This is a genomic window from Kribbella qitaiheensis, from assembly GCF_014217565.1.
GTDB classification, from domain to species: domain Bacteria; phylum Actinomycetota; class Actinomycetes; order Propionibacteriales; family Kribbellaceae; genus Kribbella; species Kribbella qitaiheensis_A.
Window position 1 is genome coordinate 7,164,952 of sequence record NZ_CP043661.1, and the last position, 21,652, is coordinate 7,186,603.

The 21,652-nt window shown below is 68.5% G+C and carries 20 protein-coding genes; 7 read left to right on the forward strand and 13 right to left on the reverse strand.

What is annotated here, in order from left to right; genetic code table 11:
• The first annotated feature begins 27 nt into the window (after positions 1-27).
• The 3 genes from F1D05_RS34060 to F1D05_RS34070 all read left to right on the forward strand — a co-directional run bounded on the left by F1D05_RS34060 (position 28) and on the right by F1D05_RS34070 (position 5,230).
• The gene (locus F1D05_RS34060) at positions 28-1,152 is read left to right on the forward strand and encodes an ABC transporter ATP-binding protein (protein WP_246486188.1); all 1,125 of its coding nucleotides are present in this window, start codon (positions 28-30) and stop codon (positions 1,150-1,152) included.
• Positions 1,153-1,160: 8 nt separating this feature from the next.
• Positions 1,161-2,222: an ABC transporter ATP-binding protein gene (locus tag F1D05_RS34065; protein WP_185444408.1), complete on the forward strand. Its 1,062-nt coding sequence runs from the start codon at positions 1,161-1,163 to the stop codon at positions 2,220-2,222.
• Positions 2,223-2,344: 122 nt separating this feature from the next.
• The gene (locus F1D05_RS34070) at positions 2,345-5,230 is read left to right on the forward strand and encodes an AfsR/SARP family transcriptional regulator (protein WP_185444409.1); all 2,886 of its coding nucleotides are present in this window, start codon (positions 2,345-2,347) and stop codon (positions 5,228-5,230) included.
• 223 nt (positions 5,231-5,453) lie between these two features.
• Here the strand turns inward: F1D05_RS34070 and F1D05_RS34075 are convergent, their stop codons facing one another.
• From F1D05_RS34075 to F1D05_RS34135, 13 genes are all read right to left on the reverse strand, one after another.
• Positions 5,454-6,749, reverse strand: a complete 1,296-nt coding sequence (locus F1D05_RS34075; RefSeq protein ID WP_206685955.1) for a sugar ABC transporter permease — start codon at positions 6,747-6,749, stop codon at positions 5,454-5,456.
• Positions 6,746-7,561 carry an ATP-binding cassette domain-containing protein gene (locus F1D05_RS34080; protein ID WP_185444410.1) on the reverse strand — a complete coding sequence of 272 codons (816 nt, stop codon included), beginning with the start codon at positions 7,559-7,561 and terminating at the stop codon, positions 6,746-6,748. Before F1D05_RS34080 ends, F1D05_RS34075 begins: the two co-directional genes overlap by 4 nt.
• 76 nt (positions 7,562-7,637) lie before the next feature.
• A complete protein-coding gene (locus tag F1D05_RS34085) occupies positions 7,638-8,711 on the reverse strand; it encodes an ABC transporter substrate-binding protein (protein ID WP_185444411.1) in 1,074 nt (357 codons plus the stop codon).
• 103 nt (positions 8,712-8,814) lie between these two features.
• Positions 8,815-10,005 (reverse strand): ROK family transcriptional regulator, encoded by a 1,191-nt coding sequence (locus F1D05_RS34090; RefSeq protein ID WP_185444412.1) that lies wholly within the window; start codon positions 10,003-10,005, stop codon positions 8,815-8,817.
• Between the two features lie 204 nt (positions 10,006-10,209).
• Positions 10,210-10,986, reverse strand: coding sequence for an adenosylcobinamide-GDP ribazoletransferase (locus tag F1D05_RS34095; protein ID WP_185444413.1), 777 nt, complete (start codon positions 10,984-10,986; stop codon positions 10,210-10,212).
• A gap of 58 nt (positions 10,987-11,044) precedes the next feature.
• Complete coding sequence (locus F1D05_RS34100; protein ID WP_185444414.1) at positions 11,045-11,749, reverse strand: bifunctional adenosylcobinamide kinase/adenosylcobinamide-phosphate guanylyltransferase; 705 nt, start codon at positions 11,747-11,749, stop codon at positions 11,045-11,047.
• Complete coding sequence (locus F1D05_RS34105; protein WP_185444415.1) at positions 11,742-12,554, reverse strand: ECF transporter S component; 813 nt, start codon at positions 12,552-12,554, stop codon at positions 11,742-11,744. The genes F1D05_RS34100 and F1D05_RS34105 overlap by 8 nt, the downstream gene beginning before the upstream one ends.
• Positions 12,551-14,161 (reverse strand): ABC transporter ATP-binding protein, encoded by a 1,611-nt coding sequence (locus tag F1D05_RS34110; protein WP_185444416.1) that lies wholly within the window; start codon positions 14,159-14,161, stop codon positions 12,551-12,553. The genes F1D05_RS34105 and F1D05_RS34110 overlap by 4 nt, the downstream gene beginning before the upstream one ends.
• Positions 14,158-15,255: a CbiQ family ECF transporter T component gene (locus F1D05_RS34115; protein WP_185444417.1), complete on the reverse strand. Its 1,098-nt coding sequence runs from the start codon at positions 15,253-15,255 to the stop codon at positions 14,158-14,160. Before F1D05_RS34115 ends, F1D05_RS34110 begins: the two co-directional genes overlap by 4 nt.
• Position 15,256: 1 nt before the next feature.
• The gene (locus tag F1D05_RS34120; protein WP_185444418.1) at positions 15,257-15,994 is read right to left on the reverse strand and encodes an SCO2322 family protein; all 738 of its coding nucleotides are present in this window, start codon (positions 15,992-15,994) and stop codon (positions 15,257-15,259) included.
• 5 nt (positions 15,995-15,999) lie between these two features.
• The gene (locus F1D05_RS34125) at positions 16,000-16,209 is read right to left on the reverse strand and encodes a hypothetical protein (protein WP_185444419.1); all 210 of its coding nucleotides are present in this window, start codon (positions 16,207-16,209) and stop codon (positions 16,000-16,002) included.
• Positions 16,206-17,219, reverse strand: a complete 1,014-nt coding sequence (locus tag F1D05_RS34130) for an aldo/keto reductase family protein (RefSeq protein ID WP_185444420.1) — start codon at positions 17,217-17,219, stop codon at positions 16,206-16,208. The genes F1D05_RS34125 and F1D05_RS34130 overlap by 4 nt, the downstream gene beginning before the upstream one ends.
• 774 nt (positions 17,220-17,993) lie before the next feature.
• A complete protein-coding gene (locus F1D05_RS34135; RefSeq protein WP_185444421.1) occupies positions 17,994-18,581 on the reverse strand; it encodes a DUF3043 domain-containing protein in 588 nt (195 codons plus the stop codon).
• A 188-nt stretch (positions 18,582-18,769) separates the two neighbouring features.
• Here F1D05_RS34135 and F1D05_RS34140 point away from each other — a divergent pair, with 188 nt between their 5' ends.
• The 4 genes from F1D05_RS34140 to F1D05_RS41480 all read left to right on the forward strand — a co-directional run bounded on the left by F1D05_RS34140 (position 18,770) and on the right by F1D05_RS41480 (position 21,616).
• The gene (locus tag F1D05_RS34140) at positions 18,770-19,579 is read left to right on the forward strand and encodes a PspA/IM30 family protein (RefSeq protein WP_185444422.1); all 810 of its coding nucleotides are present in this window, start codon (positions 18,770-18,772) and stop codon (positions 19,577-19,579) included.
• Positions 19,576-19,851 (forward strand): PspA-associated protein PspAA, encoded by a 276-nt coding sequence (gene pspAA / locus F1D05_RS34145; RefSeq protein ID WP_185444423.1) that lies wholly within the window; start codon positions 19,576-19,578, stop codon positions 19,849-19,851. Before F1D05_RS34140 ends, pspAA begins: the two co-directional genes overlap by 4 nt.
• Positions 19,852-20,100: 249 nt before the next feature.
• Positions 20,101-20,895, forward strand: a complete 795-nt coding sequence (locus F1D05_RS41475; RefSeq protein ID WP_246486190.1) for a hypothetical protein — start codon at positions 20,101-20,103, stop codon at positions 20,893-20,895.
• A complete protein-coding gene (locus tag F1D05_RS41480) occupies positions 20,807-21,616 on the forward strand; it encodes an exopolysaccharide biosynthesis polyprenyl glycosylphosphotransferase (protein WP_246486191.1) in 810 nt (269 codons plus the stop codon). The genes F1D05_RS41475 and F1D05_RS41480 overlap by 89 nt, the downstream gene beginning before the upstream one ends.
• The last annotated feature ends 36 nt before the right edge of the window (positions 21,617-21,652 follow it).

Below are 21,652 nucleotides of genomic sequence, written 5' to 3' on the forward strand. Positions count from 1 at the left end.
CAAGATCGAAAGGATGGCCAGGAGACGATGGTGGGCACCGTACCCAGCGAGGGCGAGGTAGCGCCGGACAAGCGCAACCCGTCGATCGCGACCCGCGAGCGGCGGGCGGCATCGCTGACGCCGAGCGGTGAGACGCCGTACCTGGTGGTCGACGATTTGACGGTGAAGTTCCCGACCGCGGATGGTCTGGTCAGTGCGGTGAACGGTTTGAGTTATGCCGTTCCGTTGGGCCGGACGTTGGCGATCGTGGGTGAGTCCGGTTCGGGTAAGTCGGTGTCGAGTATGGCTGTGATGGGTCTGCACGACCGTAAGCGGACCCAGATCAGCGGGTCGATCCAGCTGGGTGGCGACGAGATCGTCGGCCTGTCGGAGAACGAGTTGATGAAGATTCGTGGCGACGCGGTCGCGATGGTCTTCCAGGATCCGCAGTCGTCGCTGCATCCGCTCTATTCGGTCGGTAATCAGATCACTGAGGCTTACCGGGTGCACAACAAGGTGTCCAAGGATGTCGCGAAGAAGCGCGCGCTGGAGATGCTGGACCTGGTCGGTATCCCGAACCCGATCCGCCGGTACAAGCAGTATCCGCACGAGTTCTCCGGTGGTATGCGGCAGCGCGCGATGATCGCGATGGGTCTGGTCAATGATCCGAAGTTGGTGATCGCCGACGAGCCGACGACCGCGCTGGATGTCACTGTGCAGGCGCAGATCCTGGATCTGCTGAACAACTTGCAGAAGGAGTTCGGTTCGGCGATCGTGTTGATCACGCACGATCTGGGTGTGGTGGCCGAGATGGCCGATGACGTGCTGGTGATGTATGCCGGTCGTTGTGTGGAGTACGGCACGGCCGCTGACGTGCTGGCCACGCCGCGGATGCCGTACACGTGGGGTCTGCTGGAGTCGATCCCGACCGTGTCGGCGGCCAGTGAGCGGTTGCGCCCGATCAAGGGTCTGCCGCCGAGTCTGTTGGCGCTGCCTGGCGGTTGTTCCTTCAACCCGCGGTGTCCTTACGTGGACAGGGTGAAGGGCGAGCGGTGCACCACCGACCTGCCGGAGCTGTTGCCGGTCGATGGCGCTGGCGCACACACTTCCCGTTGCCACCTGCACGACAAGGCCTCGATCTACGAGGCCGAGGTCGCACCGAGACTGGGCTGAGGAGACAGATGAGCAAGACAGTGCGCCCCGTGGACTCGATCCCCGGCGGCTCGGTGGCCCCGTTGCTGCAGGTCCGTGACCTGACGATGCATTTCCCGATCAAGGAGGCGGCCGGTCTCGGCCGGGCCAGGAAGGTCGTCCAGGCCGTCGACGGGGTCAGTTTCGATCTGCGGCCCGGTGAGAGCCTTGGTCTGGTCGGTGAGTCCGGTTGTGGCAAGTCGACGACGGGCCGGATGATCACCCGGCTGCTGAGGCCGACCGCGGGAGAGATCATCTTCAAGGGCACCGACATCGCGCAGATGAAGGAGAAGGATCTGCGGCCGTTCCGCCGTCAGCTCCAGATCGTCTTCCAGGACCCGTACAGCTCGCTGAATCCGCGGCAGACCGTGTCGAACATCATCAGTACGCCGTTGCGCGTGCACAACCTGGTGAAGCGCGGCAAGGAACTGGAGCGGGTTCAGGAACTGCTGGAGCGGGTCGGTCTGAACCCCGAACACCACAACCGGTACCCGAACGAGTTCTCCGGTGGTCAGCGTCAGCGGATCGGGATCGCCCGGGCGCTGGCGGTGGAGCCGGAAGTGATCATCGCCGACGAGCCGGTCTCGGCGCTGGACGTGTCGATCCAGGCGCAGGTGATGAACCTGTTGGAGGACCTGCGCCGCGATCTGGGCATCGCGTTCGTGTTCATCGCGCACGACCTGGGCGTGGTTCGGCACTTCTGTGACCGGGTCGCGGTGATGTACCTGGGTAAGATCGTCGAGCAGGGAGAGCGGGAGCAGATCTACGGCGCTCCGCAGCACCCGTACACCCAGGCGCTGTTGTCGGCCGCACCCGACCTCGGCACGATCCGCGGCATCCCGCCGAAGGAACGGATCCGGCTGGTCGGCGACGTGCCGTCCCCGATCGACCCGCCCAGCGGTTGCCGGTTCCGGACCCGCTGCTGGAAGGCCGAGGACATCTGCGCCACCCAGGAGCCGCCGCTGATGCGCCAGGCCAAGTCCGGCGAGGGCCACTCCGCCGCCTGCCACTTCGCCGAACCGAAGGTCGACCTGACCGCGGCAACGGCCTGACCCCCCTTCGAGAGCCGCCCCGACCGATCCGGTCCGGGCGGCTCTCGCACGTTCGGGGCCCTCCGCTCGACACCTGTGGACAGTCGTCGCCGGCTGTCTGCCGGAATGGCTAGGGTGCGGGCATGGAGTTTCGTTTGCTGGGGGCGGTCGAAGTCCTGGACCGGGATGAGCCGGTGCCGTTGCCGCGGCGGCAGGAGCGGCTGGTGCTGGCGGCTTTGTTGCTGAGGGCGAATGAAGTCGTGCCGGTGGACGAGCTGGTGGATCTGTTGTGGCCGGAGGATCCGTCGGCGCAGGCGCGAAGTGCCTTGCAGGTCTATGTTTCGCGGTTGCGCAAGGCCGGGGTGCGGATCGAAGGGAGTCGTGCCGGGTACGCCGTACAGGTCGAGGCCGATGCGGTGGATCTGGGGCGGTTCAGGGAGTCGGTGGCTCGGGCTCGGGCCGTGCAGGATCCTGTCCTGCGGTCCGCCGGGCTCGCCGAGGCGCTTGGGTTGTGGCAGGGGAAACCGCTCGCGGAGGTGGCGTCGGAGCCGGTCCGGGTGCGGTTGACAGCCGGGATCGAGGAGGAACGCAGGACGGCGCTGGAAGACCGGATCGAGGCCGATCTCGCAGCGGGCAGGCAGAACCAGTTGGTGCCTGAGCTTCAGCGGTTGGTCGCGGCGGATCCGTTGCGCGAGCGGCTCGTGATCGCCTGGATGACCGCGCTTCATCGAGCCGGGCACAAACAGAGGGCACTGGCCGCGTACGCCGAACTGGCGGAGCGGCTGGCCGACGAGTACGGCGTGGATCCCGCGCCGGCGTTGCGACGGCTACACCTGGCGATCCTGCGAGACGACCCGTCCGCGATGGGGCCGGCCAAGCCATCGGCGCAGGGGACGACGCCGCGAGAGCTACCGGTCGACATCTCGCTGTTGGTGGGTCGGGACGAGCTGCTGGCGGCCGGCGTACGGGTGTTGACCGACGGAGCGCGCGAGCGGGTGGCAACCATCTGTCTTTGGGGTGCCGCTGGTGTCGGGAAGTCGGCCGCGGCGACGCGGATCGGGCATCTGGTGGCGGACGCGTTCCCGGACGGCCAACTGTTCGCACGGTTGCAGGACGTCGGGGGAGCGGCCGTGTCGGCCAGGACGCTGCTCGGCCGGATGCTGCGGTCGGTGGGGGTGGCAGCGGGAGCAGTGCCGGATTCACTCGAGGACCGGGTCGGGTTGTTCCGGGAGAAGACTGCCGGGTCGGCGCTGCTCGTAGTACTGGATGACGCGCTCGATGCCGAGACGGTGGACCAGCTTCTTCCGTCCGGACCGAGGTGTGCCGCGGTCGTCACGTCCCGCAAATCCCTGCCGGGGTTGAAGAGGGCGGTTCACACGCAGGTGCTGCCGCTCGATTCGACGACCGGCAACGACCTGCTGGCCAAGCTGATCGGCCGATCGCTGCGGGACCGGGCGGCGATCGAAAGCGTGGCGACCGCGTGCGCGGGTCTGCCGCTGGCGCTGAGGATCATCGGTTCGCGCCTTGCTTTGTCCGGCGACGACGCGCTGCCTGCGGTGGTGGGTGCGCTCGCGGACGAGGGGGCCCGGCTGGACTCGATGGTGGCCGGCGACCTCGCGGTACGGACCAGTCTGGATCGCAGCCTCAGCCTGGCGGAGCCGCGGACCCGGCAACTGCTCGCACGACTGTCCTTGGTCGGCGTGACCGAATTCCCGGTCTGGGTCGCGGCACCTCTGCTCGACACGGACGAGTTGGCCGGCGAGGTCGCCTTCGATCAGCTCGTGGACCTCGGCCTGGTCGAACTCGCCGGACTGGAACCGTTCCGGCGCTACAAGATGCACGCGCTGGTCCGCTCGTACGCCGCCGAACAGCTCCCTCTGACAGGGGATTCGAGCCAGCCATGGCGTCGCTATCTTCAAGCGGTGCACCGGCTGACGGCTTTGGCCAACTTCGGCATCAACCACGGCTGGACGGCCGCGGCGCATCTCCGGACGCCCGCGGCACCGGTGCTGCCGGATGCCGAGGCGGCGGTCGGGGCCGACCCGATCGGATGGTTCGACGCCACCTGGTCGCTGATCGATTCCGCGGCCCGGTCCGCACTCGGCGTCGGTACCGGCAGCGGCGAACCTGAACTCGCCGGCACAATCGGCCTGCTGCTGATCGGCTATTTCGGCCTCCGCGAGCTGCGCGGGCCACGCAACGACCTGCTGGCGACCATTGCGGAGGTCCTCGCGGAGACCGGTCCGCTCGAGCTCTCGGTCCGGATCGAGCTGGCCGGCTACACCTATCGTGCCGGCACTCCCGAAGTCCGCAGGAGTGAGGGCGAGCGCCTGCGCGAGCTCGCCGGGCAGACCGGCTCGCTCGACCTGCAGGCCCGCGCCGAACTGCAGCTCGCCGCTGCCTCGTTGCAGCTGGCCGACTATGACCGCGGCCGTGAGCACGGTCTCGCTGCGCTGGCCCTGAGCGAGCGGCCGGACGGGCCGACGCACCTGCGGTTCTTCGCGCTGCGGGATCTGACCCATCTCGCCGCGGAGCTGAAGGATTACGAGGCGGCCATTCGCTGGGGTGAGCAGGCCATCGGGCTTGCGCCGCCGGACAGCAACGTCCAGGGCGAGGCCCGGCTGCTGATCGGTGAGATTCACGCCGAGCTCGCACAGTACGACGACGCCGATGCGCAGCTGACGAAGGCGGTGGAGACTTTTCGCCTGCTGTCCCATGAGCACAACGAGGCGCGGGCCACCTGTTTGCTGGCGACGATCGCGGCGAAGCACGGCAGGGTCGACGAGGCCTGGGAGTTACTCGCCCGGCCCAAGGCCCTGCTGGCCACCGGTAGCTCCAACAGGTATCTGCTGCTCAGGATCCGGCTGGCCGAGGCCGACATCGCGATGACGGCCGGAGAGTACGAACAGGGCCGCCGGATCCGGCTCGACCTGCTGGTGGAGATCGTTGCCTCCGGCGACAAATCGGTGGAACAGTACATCCGCGAACTGATCGCCAACGACCCCCGCGACCCGGCGAACCAGCATTAGCGAGGGCTGCTCCGCCAGGGTGAGCCGGTTCCGGTCGCCGAGCTGGTCGATCTGGTCTGGCCGAAGGAGCCGCCGAGCGACGCGAGAGGTTTTGTAATCACGGTAGGACAAGAGAACGGACCGTCGCTCCGGGCGGGGAGCGACGGTCCGCGTATGAGGGTGTTGCGGTTGGAGCGGCGGGCCCCCGCCGATGCAGGGGTCTGACGAGGGCCCACCGAGTCGGTTACGCCCTGCCGTGCGCCTGACGGCTGCGACGGCTGAGGGAGTCGATCGTGACGGCGATCAGCAGCACGCCGGCGGTCACCATGTAGCGAACGCTGGAGTCCAGGCTGAGCAGTGCGAGGCCGTTGGAGATCGACATGATCACCAGCGCGCCGAGCAGTGCGGAGTACGCCGATCCGCGGCCGCCGAAGAGGCTGGTGCCACCGATGACGGCAGCGGCGATCGCGTTCAGGTTGGTGTCGGCGCCACCGCTGCTCTGGTTCACCGCGATCAGCCGGGCTGCGGCCAGGATGCCGCCGACGGCGGCGAAGGTGGAGCAGGCCGCGAAGACCGACAGGTAGATGAACCGGACGTTGATACCGGCGCGCCGGGCCGCCTCGACGTTGCCGCCGACCGCGACCACCGAGCGACCCCAGCGGGTCCGCCGGATCATGAAGTCGGTGGCCAGCACCAGGACCACGAAGAACAGGAACATCGACGAGACGCCGCGGTCACCGTTCAGCACCAGGACCGGGATCAGCAGCACCAGGGCGAGCGCCCCGGCCTTGATCGCGATCATCGTGGTGGGCGCCGCGGACAGCCCCGCCGTCACGCGGGCGCCTCGGTTGCGCAGCCGGCTGAAGGCGTACGCCGCGACGACCACCACGATCAGCCCGTACGCGATCGCGGGCGACAGGAAGCTCTGGGTGGCGAACTTGACGATGCCGGAGTCGAACGGGATGTTCAGCGTGCCTTCCTTGCCCAGCACCAGCAACTGCAGGCCGAGGAAGCCGAGCAGACCGGCCAGCGTGATGACGAAGCTGGGCACCCCGAACCGGGTGTACAACGCGCCGTAGAACAAGCCGATCACCAGGCCGAGCACCGCGGCGGCGAGCAGCGAGAGCACCAACGGCCAGCCCTTGTTCACGAACGTCACGCCGAGGACCGCGGCGGCCAGGCCGCTGACGGAACCGACGGACAGGTCGATCTCACCCAGCAGCAGGACCAGAACGATGCCCAGGGCAATGACCCCGACCGAGGTGGTCTGCAGGGTCAGGTTGACCAGGTTGCGGCTGGACAGGAAGGAGCTGTTGGCGATCTGGAAGACGGCCCAGATGATGATCAGCCCGACCACCACCGGGACCGAGCCCAGGTCGCCGGAACGGAGCCGGGACGTGAAGGCCGAGATCGCGCCGCTGACGCCGTGGCTGGCGATCAGGCGCTCGTCCTGCAGATCGGCGGGCAGCGAGGCCGCGTCCTGCGCTTCCGGCACGGTGTCCTGCACGGGTGCCGTCGATCCGTCGACCGGGGTGGTCATGATGCGGAACCTTCCTGCCGGGTCCGGCGCGCCGCGCGCTCGGAGACTGCGTTGTCCGTGGCACCGGTGATCGCGGCGATGATGTCCTGGGTCTTGGTCTCGCTGACCGTGAAGACCCCGTTGTTACGACCGAGCCGCAGTACCGCGACCCGGTCCGCGACCGCCATCACGTCGGCCATGTTGTGGCTGATCAGGATGACCGCGAGACCACGCTCGCGGAGTCGCTCGACCAGGTTGAGTACCTCGGCGGTCTGAGCTACGCCGAGTGCCGCGGTCGGCTCGTCGAGCATCACGACCTTGGGCTGGCCGAGCAGGCTGCGGGCGATCGCGACCGTCTGCCGCTGACCGCCCGACAGGCTGGCCACCGGGATCCGGACGCTCGGGATCTTGGCGGACAGCTGGCGGAGCAGCTCCCAGGAGGAGCGCTCCATCTCGACCTCGTCGAGCACGTTGCCCCTGCGCAGCTCGCGTCCGAGGTACAGGTTCGCGACCACGTCCAGGTTGTCGCACAGGGCCAGGTCCTGGAAGACGGTGGCGATTCCGAGCTGCTGGGCCTCGGCCGGGCTGCCTACTCTCACCTCCACCCCGTCGAACACCATCGTGCCGTCGTCAGCGGTATAGACACCGGCGATGGTCTTCACCAGCGTCGACTTGCCGGCGCCGTTGTCGCCGACGAGCGCGAGTACCTCACCGGCCCGGACATCGAGCTCGATGTTCTTCAGCGCCTGGACGGCACCGAACCGCTTCGAGACGCCACGCAGCGACAGCACCGTGCCGGTGCTCACTGGTGCGGGGGTGGGAGTGACAGTCATTGATCAGCCTCCTGAGGCTTACGAACACACACGTGTCCGGTGTGCCCCGGGACGAAGGGCACACCGGAACGGGGGATTACTTCAGGCCGGCCGCGGTGCAGGCTGCCTGGAACGACGCGGTGCAGATGTCGGTGACCTTGTAGATCCCGTCCTTCACCACAGTGTCGTTGATGTTGGCCTTGGTGACGGCGATCGGGTCGAGAATCGTCGCCGGGACGCCCTTGAAGTCGCTGGTCGAGTCGGCCTTGCCACCACTGGCGAGCGCGACGGCGGCCTTGGCGGCGGCCTCGGCCTGCGGCTTGACGGCCTTATAGATGGTCATCGCCTGGTCGCCGGAGACGATCCGCTGGATCGCGGCGAGCTCGGAGTCCTGACCGGTGACCGGCGGCAGCGGCTTCACGCCACCACCCTTGAGGGCCGCGATGGCGCCACCGGCGGTGCCGTCGTTGGCGGCGTAGACGCCGACGAGGCCGTTCTTGATCGCGCTCAGCTGGCCTTCCATCCAGGCCTGGGCCTTGTCCGGGCTCCAGTCCGGGGTGTCGAACTCAGCCGCGATCTTGTAGCCGCTGGCGTCGAGCACGCTGTGCGCGCCCTTCTTGAAGTCGGCCGCGTTCGGGTCGGTCGGCGAGCCGTTGATGACGGCCAGGTTGCCGGCGGTCTTGCCGGCCGCCTTCAGGGTGTCGAGCAGGGTCTGCGCCTGCAGCTTGCCGACCGTCTCGTTGTCGAACGAGACGTAGTAGTTCGCGCCGTCGATGAAGCGGTCGTAGGCGATGACCGGGACGTTCTGCGCCTTCGCGGCGGCGACGACCGCGGCGGCGGCCTTGCCGTCGACCGGGTCGAGGACGAGCACCTTGGCGCCCTGGGTCAGCGCGGCCTCAGCCTGCGTCTGCTGCTTCGCGGCGTCCTGGTCGGCGTTGCTGTAGATCAGCTCGCAGTCGGCACAGTCGGTCTTGAGGGCCGCGGTGAACAGCGGCCGGTCGAGGCTCTCGTACCGGGTGGTCTTCGACTCGGGGAGCAGCAGCGCGATCTTGTTGCCGGACTTGCCACCGGCGGAGTCGGACTTGTCGTCCGACCCACAAGCGGCCAACGAGAGGGCAACGGCGGTGACGGCGATGCCGAGGCCGAGCAGACGGGTTGGTGAGACGGACATAGTGCAACTCCTTGACGTGAGGGCCCGAGTAGGCCTGAGCAGAGTCAAGGGCAGAACCAGCCTTGACGTCAAGGCTTGAATTCAAGAAATAGACATATCGTTGTTACACGGCTGTCTCGGCAGGCCTGGCGGCTCGTGCATGGCTGAGGACGGATGCCAACTCAATGGCACCGAGCACATCCGCTTCGTCACCGAGTTCGGCCCGCCGTAACTCCACCGTCGCGGCCGCGCTCGGGATCGCGCACCGGTCCAGCGCCTCCCGGAGCGGGTCCAGGATCAGGTCCCCGGCCTCGGCCATCTTGCCGCCGACCACGATCACCTCGGGGTTGAACAGGTTCACCAGGCCGGCCACGGCGACCCCGACCCGGCGGCCCGCGTCCTCGATCACCCGGCGGCAGCCGAGATCGCCGGCCAGCGCCCGGGTGACGACATCGCGGAGGCGGAGCGCGCCGTGCGACGCCGCGAGGCTGCTGAGCAAGGCGCGAGAGCCGACGAAGGTGTCCAGGCAGCCGCGGTTCCCGCACCGGCAGATCGGGCCGTTCTCGTCGATCGTGAGGTGCCCGATCTCGCCCGCCGTACCGGCCGAGCCGCGGAACACTTCACCGCCGAGCACGATGCCCGCGCCCACGCCGTACGAGAACTTCAGGTAACAGCCGTGCTGGACGCCGCGGAGCGCGCCGGCCCTCAGCTCGCCCAGTGCGGCCAGGTTCGCGGTGTTGTCGAGGACGACGGGGGCGCGGAGGTGACCGGCCATCGCCGCGGCGACGTTGACGCCGCGCCAGCCCGGCAGGACGGTGTCGGAACCGGCCTCGCCGCTGACGGAGTCGACCGGCGTGGGTAGGCCGAAGCCGATCGCGCCGATGTCCTCGACGCTCGCGCCGACCGTCTCGGCCAGGTCGGCGAGCAGCCGGGCGGCGCGCTCCATCCCGTCGTCGGCGACGTGGTCGGCCTGCAGCGGCATCAGTTGCTGGGCAAGGATCTCGCGGCTCTCGGAGGCGATCGCGACCCGGACGTCACGTTCGCCGAACGCGACCCCGGCCAGCAGTCCGCCGCCCGAAGCCAGCGATACCAGTACTGCGCGGCGCCCGTTGCGGATGCTGCGGGACAGGCCCACCAGGCCGGCGTGATCGAGCTCCTTGACCATGTTCGACACGGTCGCGGCGGACAGTCCGGACGCGGCGGCGATCTCGACCTGCGTCAACGGCCCGTGCTGCCGGACAACCCCCAGGACGCGCTCGCGGTTGGCTTCGCGAAGCGAAGCCTGCGAGCCAGGCGCTGGACGAGTTGCATTCATTACATAAAGATAACGGATCGCGGCGCTTTCGCAGCCTCTGGATTTTTCCCCACCCGGAAAGTGATCGCCATGTGTCCTCGTCATTACGCGTAGTCCTGTCCGCCTCAATCCCCGCGAGGACACTAATGCACCCACCGGTCAAGGACACCACTTTTGCGTCCGAACGGCCGTGGGGCAGGACCCTCGGTTGTTCGGACGCAAGCTTCAGTTGACGAGGGCCAGGGTGAGGAGGGCCGCTGGTAGGGCCAATTCGACCGCTGCACCGAGGACGTCGCCGGTGATGCCGCCGAAGGCCGTGCGGGCCCGACGGACCGCTAGCAGGCCGACGACGACGGCGAAAAGGACGGCCAGTGCCGCGCCGATCCGCTCCGAGTTGCCGGTGGTGGTGAACCAGGCGAGACCCACGGCGGCGACAGCTGCGACGGCCGTGGCGACGGCAGCAGCGATCGTGGGGACGGTGCCCGCGACCATGGCGCCGAGACCGTCCGGTCGGGCCGAGGGGACGATCGGACGGCAGGACCAGGGCAGAGTGAGGCGGCTGGCGACGGTGGCGATGAGGATCGCCTGCCAACCGAAGCCGGCCTGCACGCAGGCGGTGAGGGCGGCGACATCGATCAACAGGACGGCGATGATCGAGACGACACCGAAGGGGCCGATGTCGCTCTGCTTCATGATCCGGAGCATCGTCTCGCGGTCCCGCCGGCTGCCGAGCCCGTCCGCGGTGTCGGCGAGTCCGTCCAGATGCAGCGCGCCGGACAAGGCGGTCAGCACGAGCACACCTAGTACGGCGGCCAGGAGGGGTGCGCTTGGCTGCAGTGCGTGGACGCCGGCGACGACACCGGCCGCGATGCCGCCGAGCACCAGCCCGACCGCCGGTGCGAGCACCATCGCTTGACCAGCCACGGCCCGGTCGACCTTGCCCGGCATGGGCGCAGGGAGCACGGACAAAGTGCCGAGTGCGAGCTTGGCGCCGTCCCTCATGTCGCGACGCCCGTCATGTCGCGCCGCGCCGCCCTGGCGTCGGTTCGGTGGTGGCTGCTCACAGCGGGACGGTCCGTCCGGCGACGCACCAGAGGACGGAGTCGGATCGGCGGGCGACGGTTGCGTTCACCCGGCCCATCAGGTCTCGGTAGAGTCGCGTGCCGGCATCGGCGGGCACGACGCCGGAGCCGATTTCATTGCTGACGGCAACCACTAGCCGCGGGGTTCGTGACCAGGCATCGGCGAGTTGCTCGATCCGGGTCTCCACCTCGGATACGCGGCCGTGGTCCGCCCACACCTCGCACTTGTCCATCACCCTGGCGAGCCAAAGGGTCAGGCAGTCGATCAGTAGCGGCGGCCCGGCCGACTCCAGCAAGGGGACGAGGTCGATGGTCTCTGCCAGACCCCAGCTTGCCGGCCGTCGGGAACGATGCTTGGCGATCCGGTCGGCCCATTCCGGGTCGTTCGCACCATCGCCGCCGGTTGCCACGTACACGGCATCCGGGTAGTCGCCGAGGAGTCGCTCGGCTTCGGTGGACTTCCCCGATCGAGCACCGCCCAGCACCAGGGTTAGCCTGCTCGGCTGGGCTGGGGTGGTCCATGACAGGCGCTCGCCATCCGGCGTACGGACGTCGTAGCGGAGACCGTCCGGCGTACGGGTTGTCGACACCTCGTAGCCATCAACCGCGACGACGCCGTCGCTGCCTAGCCGCAGTACGCCGTCGATGATCGCGCCGTCGGGCCCAGTGACCAGCTCAGCCATCGGTGCGGCTCCCGTCTTCGAACACGACCGGTACGTCGAACGCTGCCTTGCGGGCGGTTCGCCGGAACGCATTGAGGATCGGCCGCCCGAGGAGCAGGACCAGTACTGCGCACAGCACGCCGCGGGGGATGTCCCAGCCCAGCGACGTCGCCACCACGAACAGGAAGTACCGGTGCAGGTTCTCCGCGAGGGAGTCTGCAGGGACGAACGAGAAGTCGCTGCCGAAGGTCGCGTAGGGCCAGAACCACAGGTTCATCACCAGGCCGTAGAGCACGCCCATGACCATCGAGTACGCGGCCAGCAGCAAGAGCTCCAGCCGCCCACCGAGGCGAGGCAGTAGCCCGGCCAGGCAACCCACCCACGCGCACGCGAACATCTGGAACGGCATCCAGGGCCCGACCCCGCCACTGATCAACGCACCGGCCAGCAGCGACACCGCGCCCAGTACGAATCCGAAGCCGGCACCGAATGCACGTCCGGCCAGGATCAGTAGGAAGAATCCGGGCTCGAGCCCCGCAGTACCAGGGCCGAGTGCACGCAGCGCTGCGCCGACCGCAGCGAGCATGCCGAGCAGGGAGATCACCTTGGCGTCGATCCCCGACTCGGCGAGCTCGGCCAGTACTACGGCGACCAGTAGCGGCAGGAGCAGCACGAACAGCCAGGGGGCGTCAGTGGTGTGCCCGATGGCCGATGCGCCGGCCTGTGAGCTCTGCCAGAGCAGGGGCCAGCCGAACGCCAGTAGGCCGATCACCGAGGCCAGCACGAGGGTCGCAGTACTGCGGGGCTTGAGGCGGACCAGTCTCATGAGGCACGGTCCAAGGCGCTCGCTACCTCGCCGACCGTGAGGAAGGGGAGCGGGGCAAGGATCTTCGCCACCTGCGGCGCGAAGGCGGGGGAGCCCGCTATGACGGTCGCGGTCTCGCCGTCGCTCACCAGTTCGCCATCGGCCAGTACGAGGACGCGGGTGGCCACCTCGGCGACCATCTCGACGTCGTGGGTCGACAGGACTACCGCATGCCCGGCTGCCGCGAGCTCCCGGAGGATTGCGACCAGGCGGCGTTTGGCGCCGTAGTCCAGGCCGCGGGTCGGTTCGTCCAGCAACAGCAGTGGGGGAGCGCCACAGAGCACGACCGCGAGTGCGAGGCAGAGCCGCTGTCCTTCGGACAGGTCACGGGGATGCAGCTGGCCGTCGATGTCCGGAGCAAGGCGGTTCAGCACGGCCTGACAGCTCCCGGCGGGTACCCGGAAGTCGGCGTCGGCTCCTGCGCACTCGTCGTCCACGGTCGCGGCGTACAGGAGGTCGGCGGGCTCCTGCGGCACGAGCCCCACTGCCTTGACCAACTGCTTAGGGCGCGTACGCCGTGGGTCGGCGCCGGCCGCCGTCGCAGTACCGGAGCGTGGTGTGATCAGGCCGACCAGCGCATTGAGCAGGGTGGACTTGCCGGCGCCGTTGCGACCCATCAGGGCGACTACCTCGCCCGCGTTGATGGTCAGGGAGACGCCACGCAACGCAGTGACAGTGCCGTAGGCAACGACCAGGTCGTTGCACTTGGCAAGCTCGCGGCCGTCGACCGGTGCCGGGCGCAGGGGAGCGAGGTCGGCTAGCTGGCCTCTGAGCGCCACTGCTGCGCGCCTGGCGTCGCGGACCGAGAGCGGTAGCGGTGACCAGCCTGCAAGGCGGCCTAGCTCGACTACAGGCGGCGCGACCGGCGCTGTCACCATCAGGTCGACCGGGAGGCCAGTGGACACGGCAGTAGAGCCGCCTGGCACTTCGATCACCCTGTCGGCGTACTGGATGACCCGCTCGAGCCGGTGCTCAGCCATCACCACAGTGACACCAAGGTCGTGCACCAGGCGCTGCAGCGCGGCCAGCACCTCTTCGGCTGCCTGCGGGTCCAGCGCTGACGTCGGCTCATCCAGCACCAGTACTGCGGGGTGCGAGGTGAGGGCAGCGCCGATCGCGGTCCGCTGCCGTTGACCGCCCGACAGCGAGGTCAGAGCACGATCGCGGACGTCGGCCAGCCCGAGCAGGTCGAGGGTCTCCTCGACCCTGCGCCGCATCACGTCCGGGGCGATGCCGAGAGACTCCATGCTGTAGGCAAGCTCGTCCTCGACCGTGTCGGTGACGAACCCGGACAGCGGGTCCTGGCCGACGATGCCGACCACATCGGCCAGGTCGCGCGGCCGGTACTCGCGGGTGTCCCGGCCGTTCACCAGCACCCGGCCGGCCAGGGTGCCGCCGGTGAAGTGCGGCACGAGACCGTTGATGGTCCGGAGCAGGGTGGACTTGCCGGACCCGGTGCGGCCGATCACCAGGGCCAGTTCGCCTTCCGGAACGGTGAAGCTCACGTCGTTGATGGCGGGCTCCTTCGCGCCGGCGTACGTCACGGTGACCCGATCGAACTCGATCACGCGGGCACCAACTTGGCCCGCCGGGTCAGCGGCGGTGCGGCTAGTGCAGGGGCGAGTCCGATCAGCAGCCCGACCACCGGGACTGCAGGTACGGGCGGGACCACCAGTGGGCCGGCCAGGACGAGGCCGTTCACTCCACGGGCGGCGGCAACGATCATGGTGGCGGCGGAAGCGGCTCCTGCTGCGGTGACGAGCCACTCGGGAAGCGCCCAGGGATCAGGGCGGTAGCGGGTCCGGGTCACTCGGCGACGGCCGATGGCCATGGCGCCGACAGCCAGCAGCAAACCGATCACCAGGGCAGTCATGGCTACAGGGAACGCCATTGCGTCTGTGAGCAGGGAGTAGACGCCTAGTGCGATGCCGAGCAGGCCTAGTAGCACCGAGCCTCCGGTGATCCTGCGCTGGCGACGCGGCACGTGTGCGGTCCGGCCGTAGCCACGGGAGTCCATCGCCGCGGCCAATTCGACCGACCTGTCGAGAGCGCCTTCCAGCACGGGCATCGCCGTAGTACGGAAGGAGCCTCTGGTCCGGCCGCGGAGTCGCCGTGCGCCGCGGATCCGTCTGGCGTCGGTGACTAGTTGCGGAGCGAAGGTCAGTGCGACCACGCAGGCCACGCCCATCTCGTAGAGGGCCCCGGGCAACGACTTGAGCAACCTCCGCGGGCTGGCCAGCGCATTGGCCGCGCCGATGCAGCAGAGCATCACCGCGAGCTGGCCCCCGTCGTACAGGGCAGTGAGTAGGGCTTCGGCGGTCACCTCGCCGCCGAGCTTCACGCCGTTTGCCCACTCAGGGAGGGGTATCTGCGGCAAGGTGAAGAGCACGGTGTTGCCCTGCGAGCGGGTCGACAGGAGCGCCTGCAGGACTACCCGCAGGCCGATGACGACCAGGCCTAACTTGAGGAACGCGACATAACTGTTGGCCCAGGGCGCGTCGCTGCGGCGTGCAGCGACGACGAAGCCGGCTACGGCGAGGATCAGGACCAGCAGGACGGGGTTGCGTGTCCTGCTGGCCGCTACTGCCATGCCTAGAGCCCATAGCCACCAAGCCCCCGGGTGCAGGGCCCGGGGGAGTGTCAGGTGGTGGACTGCGCGCAACCTACTGGCCTGCGTGCTGACTGCGGCGACGACGGCTCAGGAGGAAGCCACCACCGGCCAGCAGGAGCACCAGGACCACGAAGCCCGCTATACCGCCCCAGGGCGCACCGCTGTTGTCGTCCTGTTTGGTCGGTGTCGCGACAGGCGAGTTGGCCTGGGGGGTCGCGGTCGGGATGAGCGAGGAACCGACCGGGGCCTCGATCTGCAGCTGGACCGGAGCGTCGGTGGCAGGCACCTGGATGTTGTTCACCGGCTGGCCGCAGGTTGTCTCCGGGTAGCCATCGATGCCGCAGGTCAGGCCCTTCTCGATCCGGACCGGTCCTACCGCGGCGAGGATCTTCGCGCCGGTCGCGGTCGGGGCCGCGACGACACAGGTTCCGTTCGCGGTCGGCGGAGCCTGGCCGGTCGCCGAGTCGGCCGGAGTACCGGGATCGATCACCAGCGCGACCCGCTTCTTACCGGCTTCGACCGGCGTCGTTCCGCAGATGGCCTGGAAGTCGCCGGCAGCGCGGGGCACGCGAGGCTTGGCGCCGCCGACGGCGTACCGCCAGCCCTCGACGGAACCGTCCGCGGGAACGATGCCGTCCGACCCCTTCTGCGCGAAGGCCCATTGACCGCCGGTCCACTGGTAGTAGCCCCAGAAGCGGTAGCCGTTCTCAGCCTGCGCGGTGGTCGTCAGGGTGCCGGCCAGCGCCAGGCCGACCAGCAAGCTCAGTAGCAGGCGTGCAGTCTTCTTCACCCGCCCTACTCCTGGGCAGCGAGGCTCATCGGGCCGTAGACCTCACGCCCGTCCTCGAGCAGGTAGACCTGCCCCACGCCCTTGTCGGCCAGCTCGCGCCAGATCTCGCCGAGCCAGCTCTCCGCGTCGCCCTGAGCCGAGAAGTCGGCCCCGGACAACTCACCCGGATCGGCCGGCGCACCGTCGGCGGTCTCGAACCGCCACGTCCAGCTCATCGGCCCGGCCTGGTCTGCGGGGAGTTCTGTGCGGTCTTCGCCGGGTCCCGCTCGATGACACTGCCGAGCGCCTCGTCGATCTGCTTCAACTGGCCCTCCTCGAGTTTCACTCCGGCGGCCTTCACGTTCTCGGTGACCTGCTCCGGCCGGGACGCGCCGATGATGGCCGACGACACGTTCGGGTTCTGCAGCACCCAGGTGATCGCGAGCTGGGCCAGCGACAGGCCGGCCTCCTCCGCGATCGGCTTCAGCTGCTGCACCCGGGTCAGCACGTCATCGTTGAGGTACCGGGTGATCATGTTCGCGCCACCCTTCTCGTCGGTCGCCCGCGACCCCTCCGGCGGCTGCTGTCCCGGCAGGTACTTCCCGGTCAGTACGCCCTGAGCGATCGGCGAGAACACGACCTGCCCGATGCCGAGCTCCTCGGAGGCCGGCACGACCTCGGCCTCGATCACGCGCCAGAGCATGCTGTACTGCGGCTGGTTCGACACCAGCGGGATCCGCAACTCGCGAGCGAGCCGGTGCCCTTCCTGGAGCTGCTCGGCGGTCCACTCCGACGTACCGATGTACAGCGCCTTGCCCTGCCGGACCACGTCGGCGAAGGCCTCCATGGTCTCTTCCAGCGGCGTCTCCGTGTCGTACCGGTGTGCCTGGTAGACGTCGACGTAGTCCGTCTTCAGCCGCTTCAGCGACGCGTTGATCGACTCGTGGATGTGCTTGCGGGACAGCCCCGTGTCGTTCGGTCCACCCGGCCCGGTCGGCCAGTACACCTTGGTGAGGATCTCCACCGACTCCCGGCGTACGCCCTCGAGCGCCTCACCGAGAACGCTCTCCGCCTTGGTGTTGGCATAGGTGTCAGCGGTGTCGAACGTGGTGATCCCGGCCTCCAGGGCCGCCTTCACACAAGCCTTGGCCTGCTCGTTCTCCACCTGCGACCCGTGCGTCAGCCAGTTCCCGTACGAGATCTCACTGACCTTCAACCCACTGTTCCCGAGATACCGAAAGTCCATGCCCTGACCCTACTTGCCCCACCCCCCACCCCGTACGCCGAACCCGCTCAGCGCCCCTCACTGCCTGCGCGCCGCTCACTGCCTGCGCGCCGCTCCTGCCTCGCGACGCACCTGTCCCGAAGCCGCCCGATCGCCAGCCAGGCAGTGCAGCTCGAAGTCCTTGCCGCCGACGGCGAGTCGAGCGTCACCGCAGCCGGGCTGAACTCGACCCGCCCGACCACTGCCTGGTTGGGTGACCGCCTTCGCCCGCACCCACCCGAACGGCGCAGCCGAACTTCGTCGTACCGGCGGGGCCGGTCCCGCGCCCAAGGCCCCGCCCCCAGGTCAGCCCGCTGTGGTCGACCCCCTCTCCGAGGGGTTCGCCCACTCCTGTAGGGGTTACCCCACTGCTAGAGCAATGGGCTAACCCCCACAGGAATGGGTTGACCCCCGCGGGAATGGGTTGACCCCATGGGAGTGGGCGAACCCTCACGGGAATGGGGTAACCCTCACGGGAATGGGTTGACCCCATGGGAGTGGGCGAACCCTCACGGGAATGGGGTAACCCTCACGGGAATGGGTTGACCCCATGGGAGTGGGTTGACCCCATGGGAGTGGGTTGACCCCACGGGAATGGGTTGACCCCCACGGGAGTGGGCGAACCCCCACGGGAGTGGGCGAACCCTCACGGGAGTGGGCGAACCCCCACGGGAGTGGGCGAACCCTCACGGGAGTGGGCGAACCCCCACGGGAGTGGGCGAACCCTCACGGGGATGGGGTGACTGCACTGGAGTACTAGACCGGCTTCTCCCCGCGAGCGACCATCGGCTTCGGGAGGCGCCAGCGGCGCATCTGCATCGTGCGGCGGACGGCGTAGAAGCCGATGCCCTTGGCCGAGTCGTCGGGGAACTTGCGGGTGACGGCTCGCTTGACGCCGCCGGTCAGCAGGAACCAGTCGCCGGCGATCGCGACGATCATCACCAGGAACAGGATGTTGACCAGGCCGGGCAGCCAGACGAAGGCCTGGGCGAAGACGACACCGAGCAGGGAGATGACCAGCAGCACCGGCAGGGCGAACTCCATCACCGACCAGCGGGCGTCGACGTAGTCGCGGGCGAACCGGCGGACGGGGCCCTTGTCGGCGGCGGGGAGGTAGCGGTCGTCGCCGGTCTTCATCGCTTCCTGCATCTTGCCGCGCTCGATCCGGACCTTCTCGCGCCGGTACGCCGAGGCCTCCTTGCGGTTACGCGGCTTCTTCAGCGCCTGCTTGCGGGCCGCCTCGGCGTCCTTGCGGGTCGGGGTAGGCCGGCCCTTACCCCCGACCTTGCCGGGGGCGCTGGCCGGAGTTTGTGTAGATGTCTCAGACTTGGTACGTCGGAACACGGGGACTGAACCTCATTCGGGACTGGCTGGCTGGCTCAACCGGGCGGCTCGCCCGACTCGGGGTGGTCCCCGGACCTGACCACCACTTTATCGGGGCCGGTCCTGATGGTGTGGTGACCCATCGGGACATAGGGTGGTTGACACGCACGCCGGGTCCACTCTCCGGCACAGAAGGGGTACGGATATCGATGAGCATCTTCAGGCGGGTGTCGACGATCTTCAAGGCCAAGGCCAATTCGGCTTTGGACAAGGCTGAGGATCCTCGCGAAACCCTTGACTACTCGTACCAGAAACAGCTCGAACTGCTGCAGAAGGTACGCCGGGGTGTAGCCGACGTCGCCACCAGCCGCAAGCGGGTCGAACTCCAGGCCTCGCAGCTGCAGTCGCAGTCGCAGAAGCTCCAGGACCAGGCCCAGAAGGCGCTCTCGATGGGCCGTGAGGACCTGGCCCGCGAAGCCCTGACCCGCAAGTCCGGGCTGCAGGGCCAGATCGACGACCTGACCGCCCAGCACGCCCAGTTGCAGGGTGAGGAGGAGAAGCTCACCCTCGCCTCGCAGCGGTTGCAGGCGAAGGTGGAGTCGTTCCGGACCCGCAAGGAGACGATCAAGGCGACCTACACGGCCGCCGAGGCGCAGACCCGGATCAACGAGGCCTTCTCCGGCATCTCCGAGGAGATGAGCGACGTCGGCCTGGCGGTCCAGCGGGCCGAGGACAAGACCCAGCAGATGCAGGCCCGGGCGGGCGCGATCGACGAGCTGCTCGCCTCCGGCGCGCTCGACGACGCCAGCGGCAGCAGCAAGGACAGCATCACGCTCGAGCTGGAGCGGATGTCGTCCGGCTCCGATGTGGAGAACGAGCTGGCCGCGATGAAGGCGCAGCTCGGCGGCAGCGCGGCACCGAAGGAAATCGCCCAGGACGCGCCCGGCGCGACGCAGCCTGTGCAGCAGCCCAGTCAGCAAGCAGAGCCGGTTCGGCCGCAGGACGGAGACGCACGATGATCGTCCGGATCATGGGCGAAGGTCAGTACAAGCTGGCCGACGACAAGCTCGACCAGTTGAACCTGGTCGACACCGACCTCGAGAAGGCCGTTTCGGCCAACGACGAGGCCGGCTTCAAGACCGCTTTCGGTGCGCTGCTGGACTTCGTCCGGGCCGGCGAGCGGGTGCCGGACACCGAGCTGCACGACTCGGACGCGATCCTGCCGCCGAGCGACAGCACCTTCGCCGAGATGCGTGAGCTGATCAGCGGTGACGGCCTGATCGCGGGCTGACATCGAGGTCTCGGCGGACTGGGCGGCCGGGACACGCAGCGTGATGGGTCGACCCGCCAGAGTCGGCCCATCAGCTGTTAAGAGGTTGTTCACAGCCTGTCGGAGTTGTTGCTGTCGGAAGCCCGTCCCACGTAGTACCCTCAGGTAAATTGCTGCCGACGGGGTGGCGAACATGCGGCAAATCGGACCCGGGGGAAGCGGGGCCCGATTCTCACCGGGGGGTGACTGAGGGTGACGGATAATGCCGTCATGGGGGAGAACATGTCGGAGGTGGGTCCCATCGAGCCGACCGCTGCGGACGTGCTCGATCGGCGTCGGCCGGTCTGGGTCGTTCCGGACACGGTGCCTGCCATCGTGCCGCGTTCCGCATGGGTGACGGAGCCGCCCTGGGTCGCCGTCTATCGCTGGGCCGCGATCGGTGGCGACCTGCTCGCCGCGGTGATCGGAGCCTCGATCGCGTTGCTGACCAGATTCGGTTACACCGTCGGCGCCGGCTATCTGATCTTCGGAAGTCTGCTGCCGCTGGCCTGGGTGGCCGCGGTCGCGCTGTCCCGGGGCTATGAGTCCCGGTCCTTCGGCGCGGGTGCGGACGAGTTCCGTTCCATCCTTCGTTCGGGCGTCGGCCTGACCGCGGTCGTGGCGATCGCGTCGTACGCGACGAAGAGCGAGATCGCCCGTGGCTTCGTGGTGCTGGCGATCCCGGCGACGGTGATGCTTGCCCTGCTGCTGCGGTACTTCCTGCGTCGCGACCTGAGCCGGCACCGTTATCGCGGTCGCTGCATGCGCCGTGTGCTTGTCGTCGGGCGCAATGGTGAAGCGGCGACGTTGAGCGAGCGGCTGGAGGAGCGTCCGGCCGACGGGTTCCGGGTGGTCGCGGTCTGCCGTCCGCGGGGAGACGCCCGCCTGGGCACTTCGCCGGCCCGACGCGCTGGACGAGGCCGACATCATGGCCGCGGTGAACCGGCATTCGGTCGACGTGGTCGCGGTCGCGTCCGATCCCGATCTGGCCGGCCAGTCGCTGCGGCGGTTGTCCTGGGCCCTTGAGCAGCACGGCGTCGAGCTGATCGTCTCGCCGGGCATCATCGAGGTCGCCGGGCCGCGGATCTCGGTCCGGCCGGTCGCCGGGCTGTCACTGCTGCACCTGGAGCGGCCGTCGGCGAGTGCGGGTCCGCATCTGCTGAAGAGCATCTTCGACCGGGTCGCGGCACTGATCCTGATCACCATCGCGTTGCCGCTGCTGGCGGCCATCGCGCTCTCGGTGAAGCTGAGCAGCCGTGGACCGGCGTTGTTCAAGCAGCCGCGGGTCGGCCGGGGCAACGAGATGTTCACGATGCTGAAGTTCCGCACGATGGTCCTCAACGCCGAAGCCAGGCAGGCCGAGCTGGAGGAGCAGAGCGACGGGAACACGATCCTGTTCAAGCTCCGGGACGACCCTCGGGTCACCAAGATCGGCGCGTACCTGCGGCGCTACTCGCTGGACGAGCTGCCGCAGCTGATCAACGTACTGCGGGGCGAGATGTCGCTGGTGGGACCGCGACCTCCGCTCGAGCAGGAAGTGGCGATGTACGCCGCCGACGACACCCGCCGGATGCTCGTCAAGCCCGGGCTGACCGGTCTGTGGCAGGTCAGCGGCCGGAGCGACCTTTCCTGGGACGACTCGGTGCTGCTCGACCTGAGGTATGTGGACAACTGGTCGATGACGCTGGATCTGCTGATCCTGTGGAAGACCGTTCGAGCTGTGGTGAAGGGCTCCGGCGCCTACTAGGGCGCTCGGAGCAGGGGGACGCCCGTCCGGTGAAGT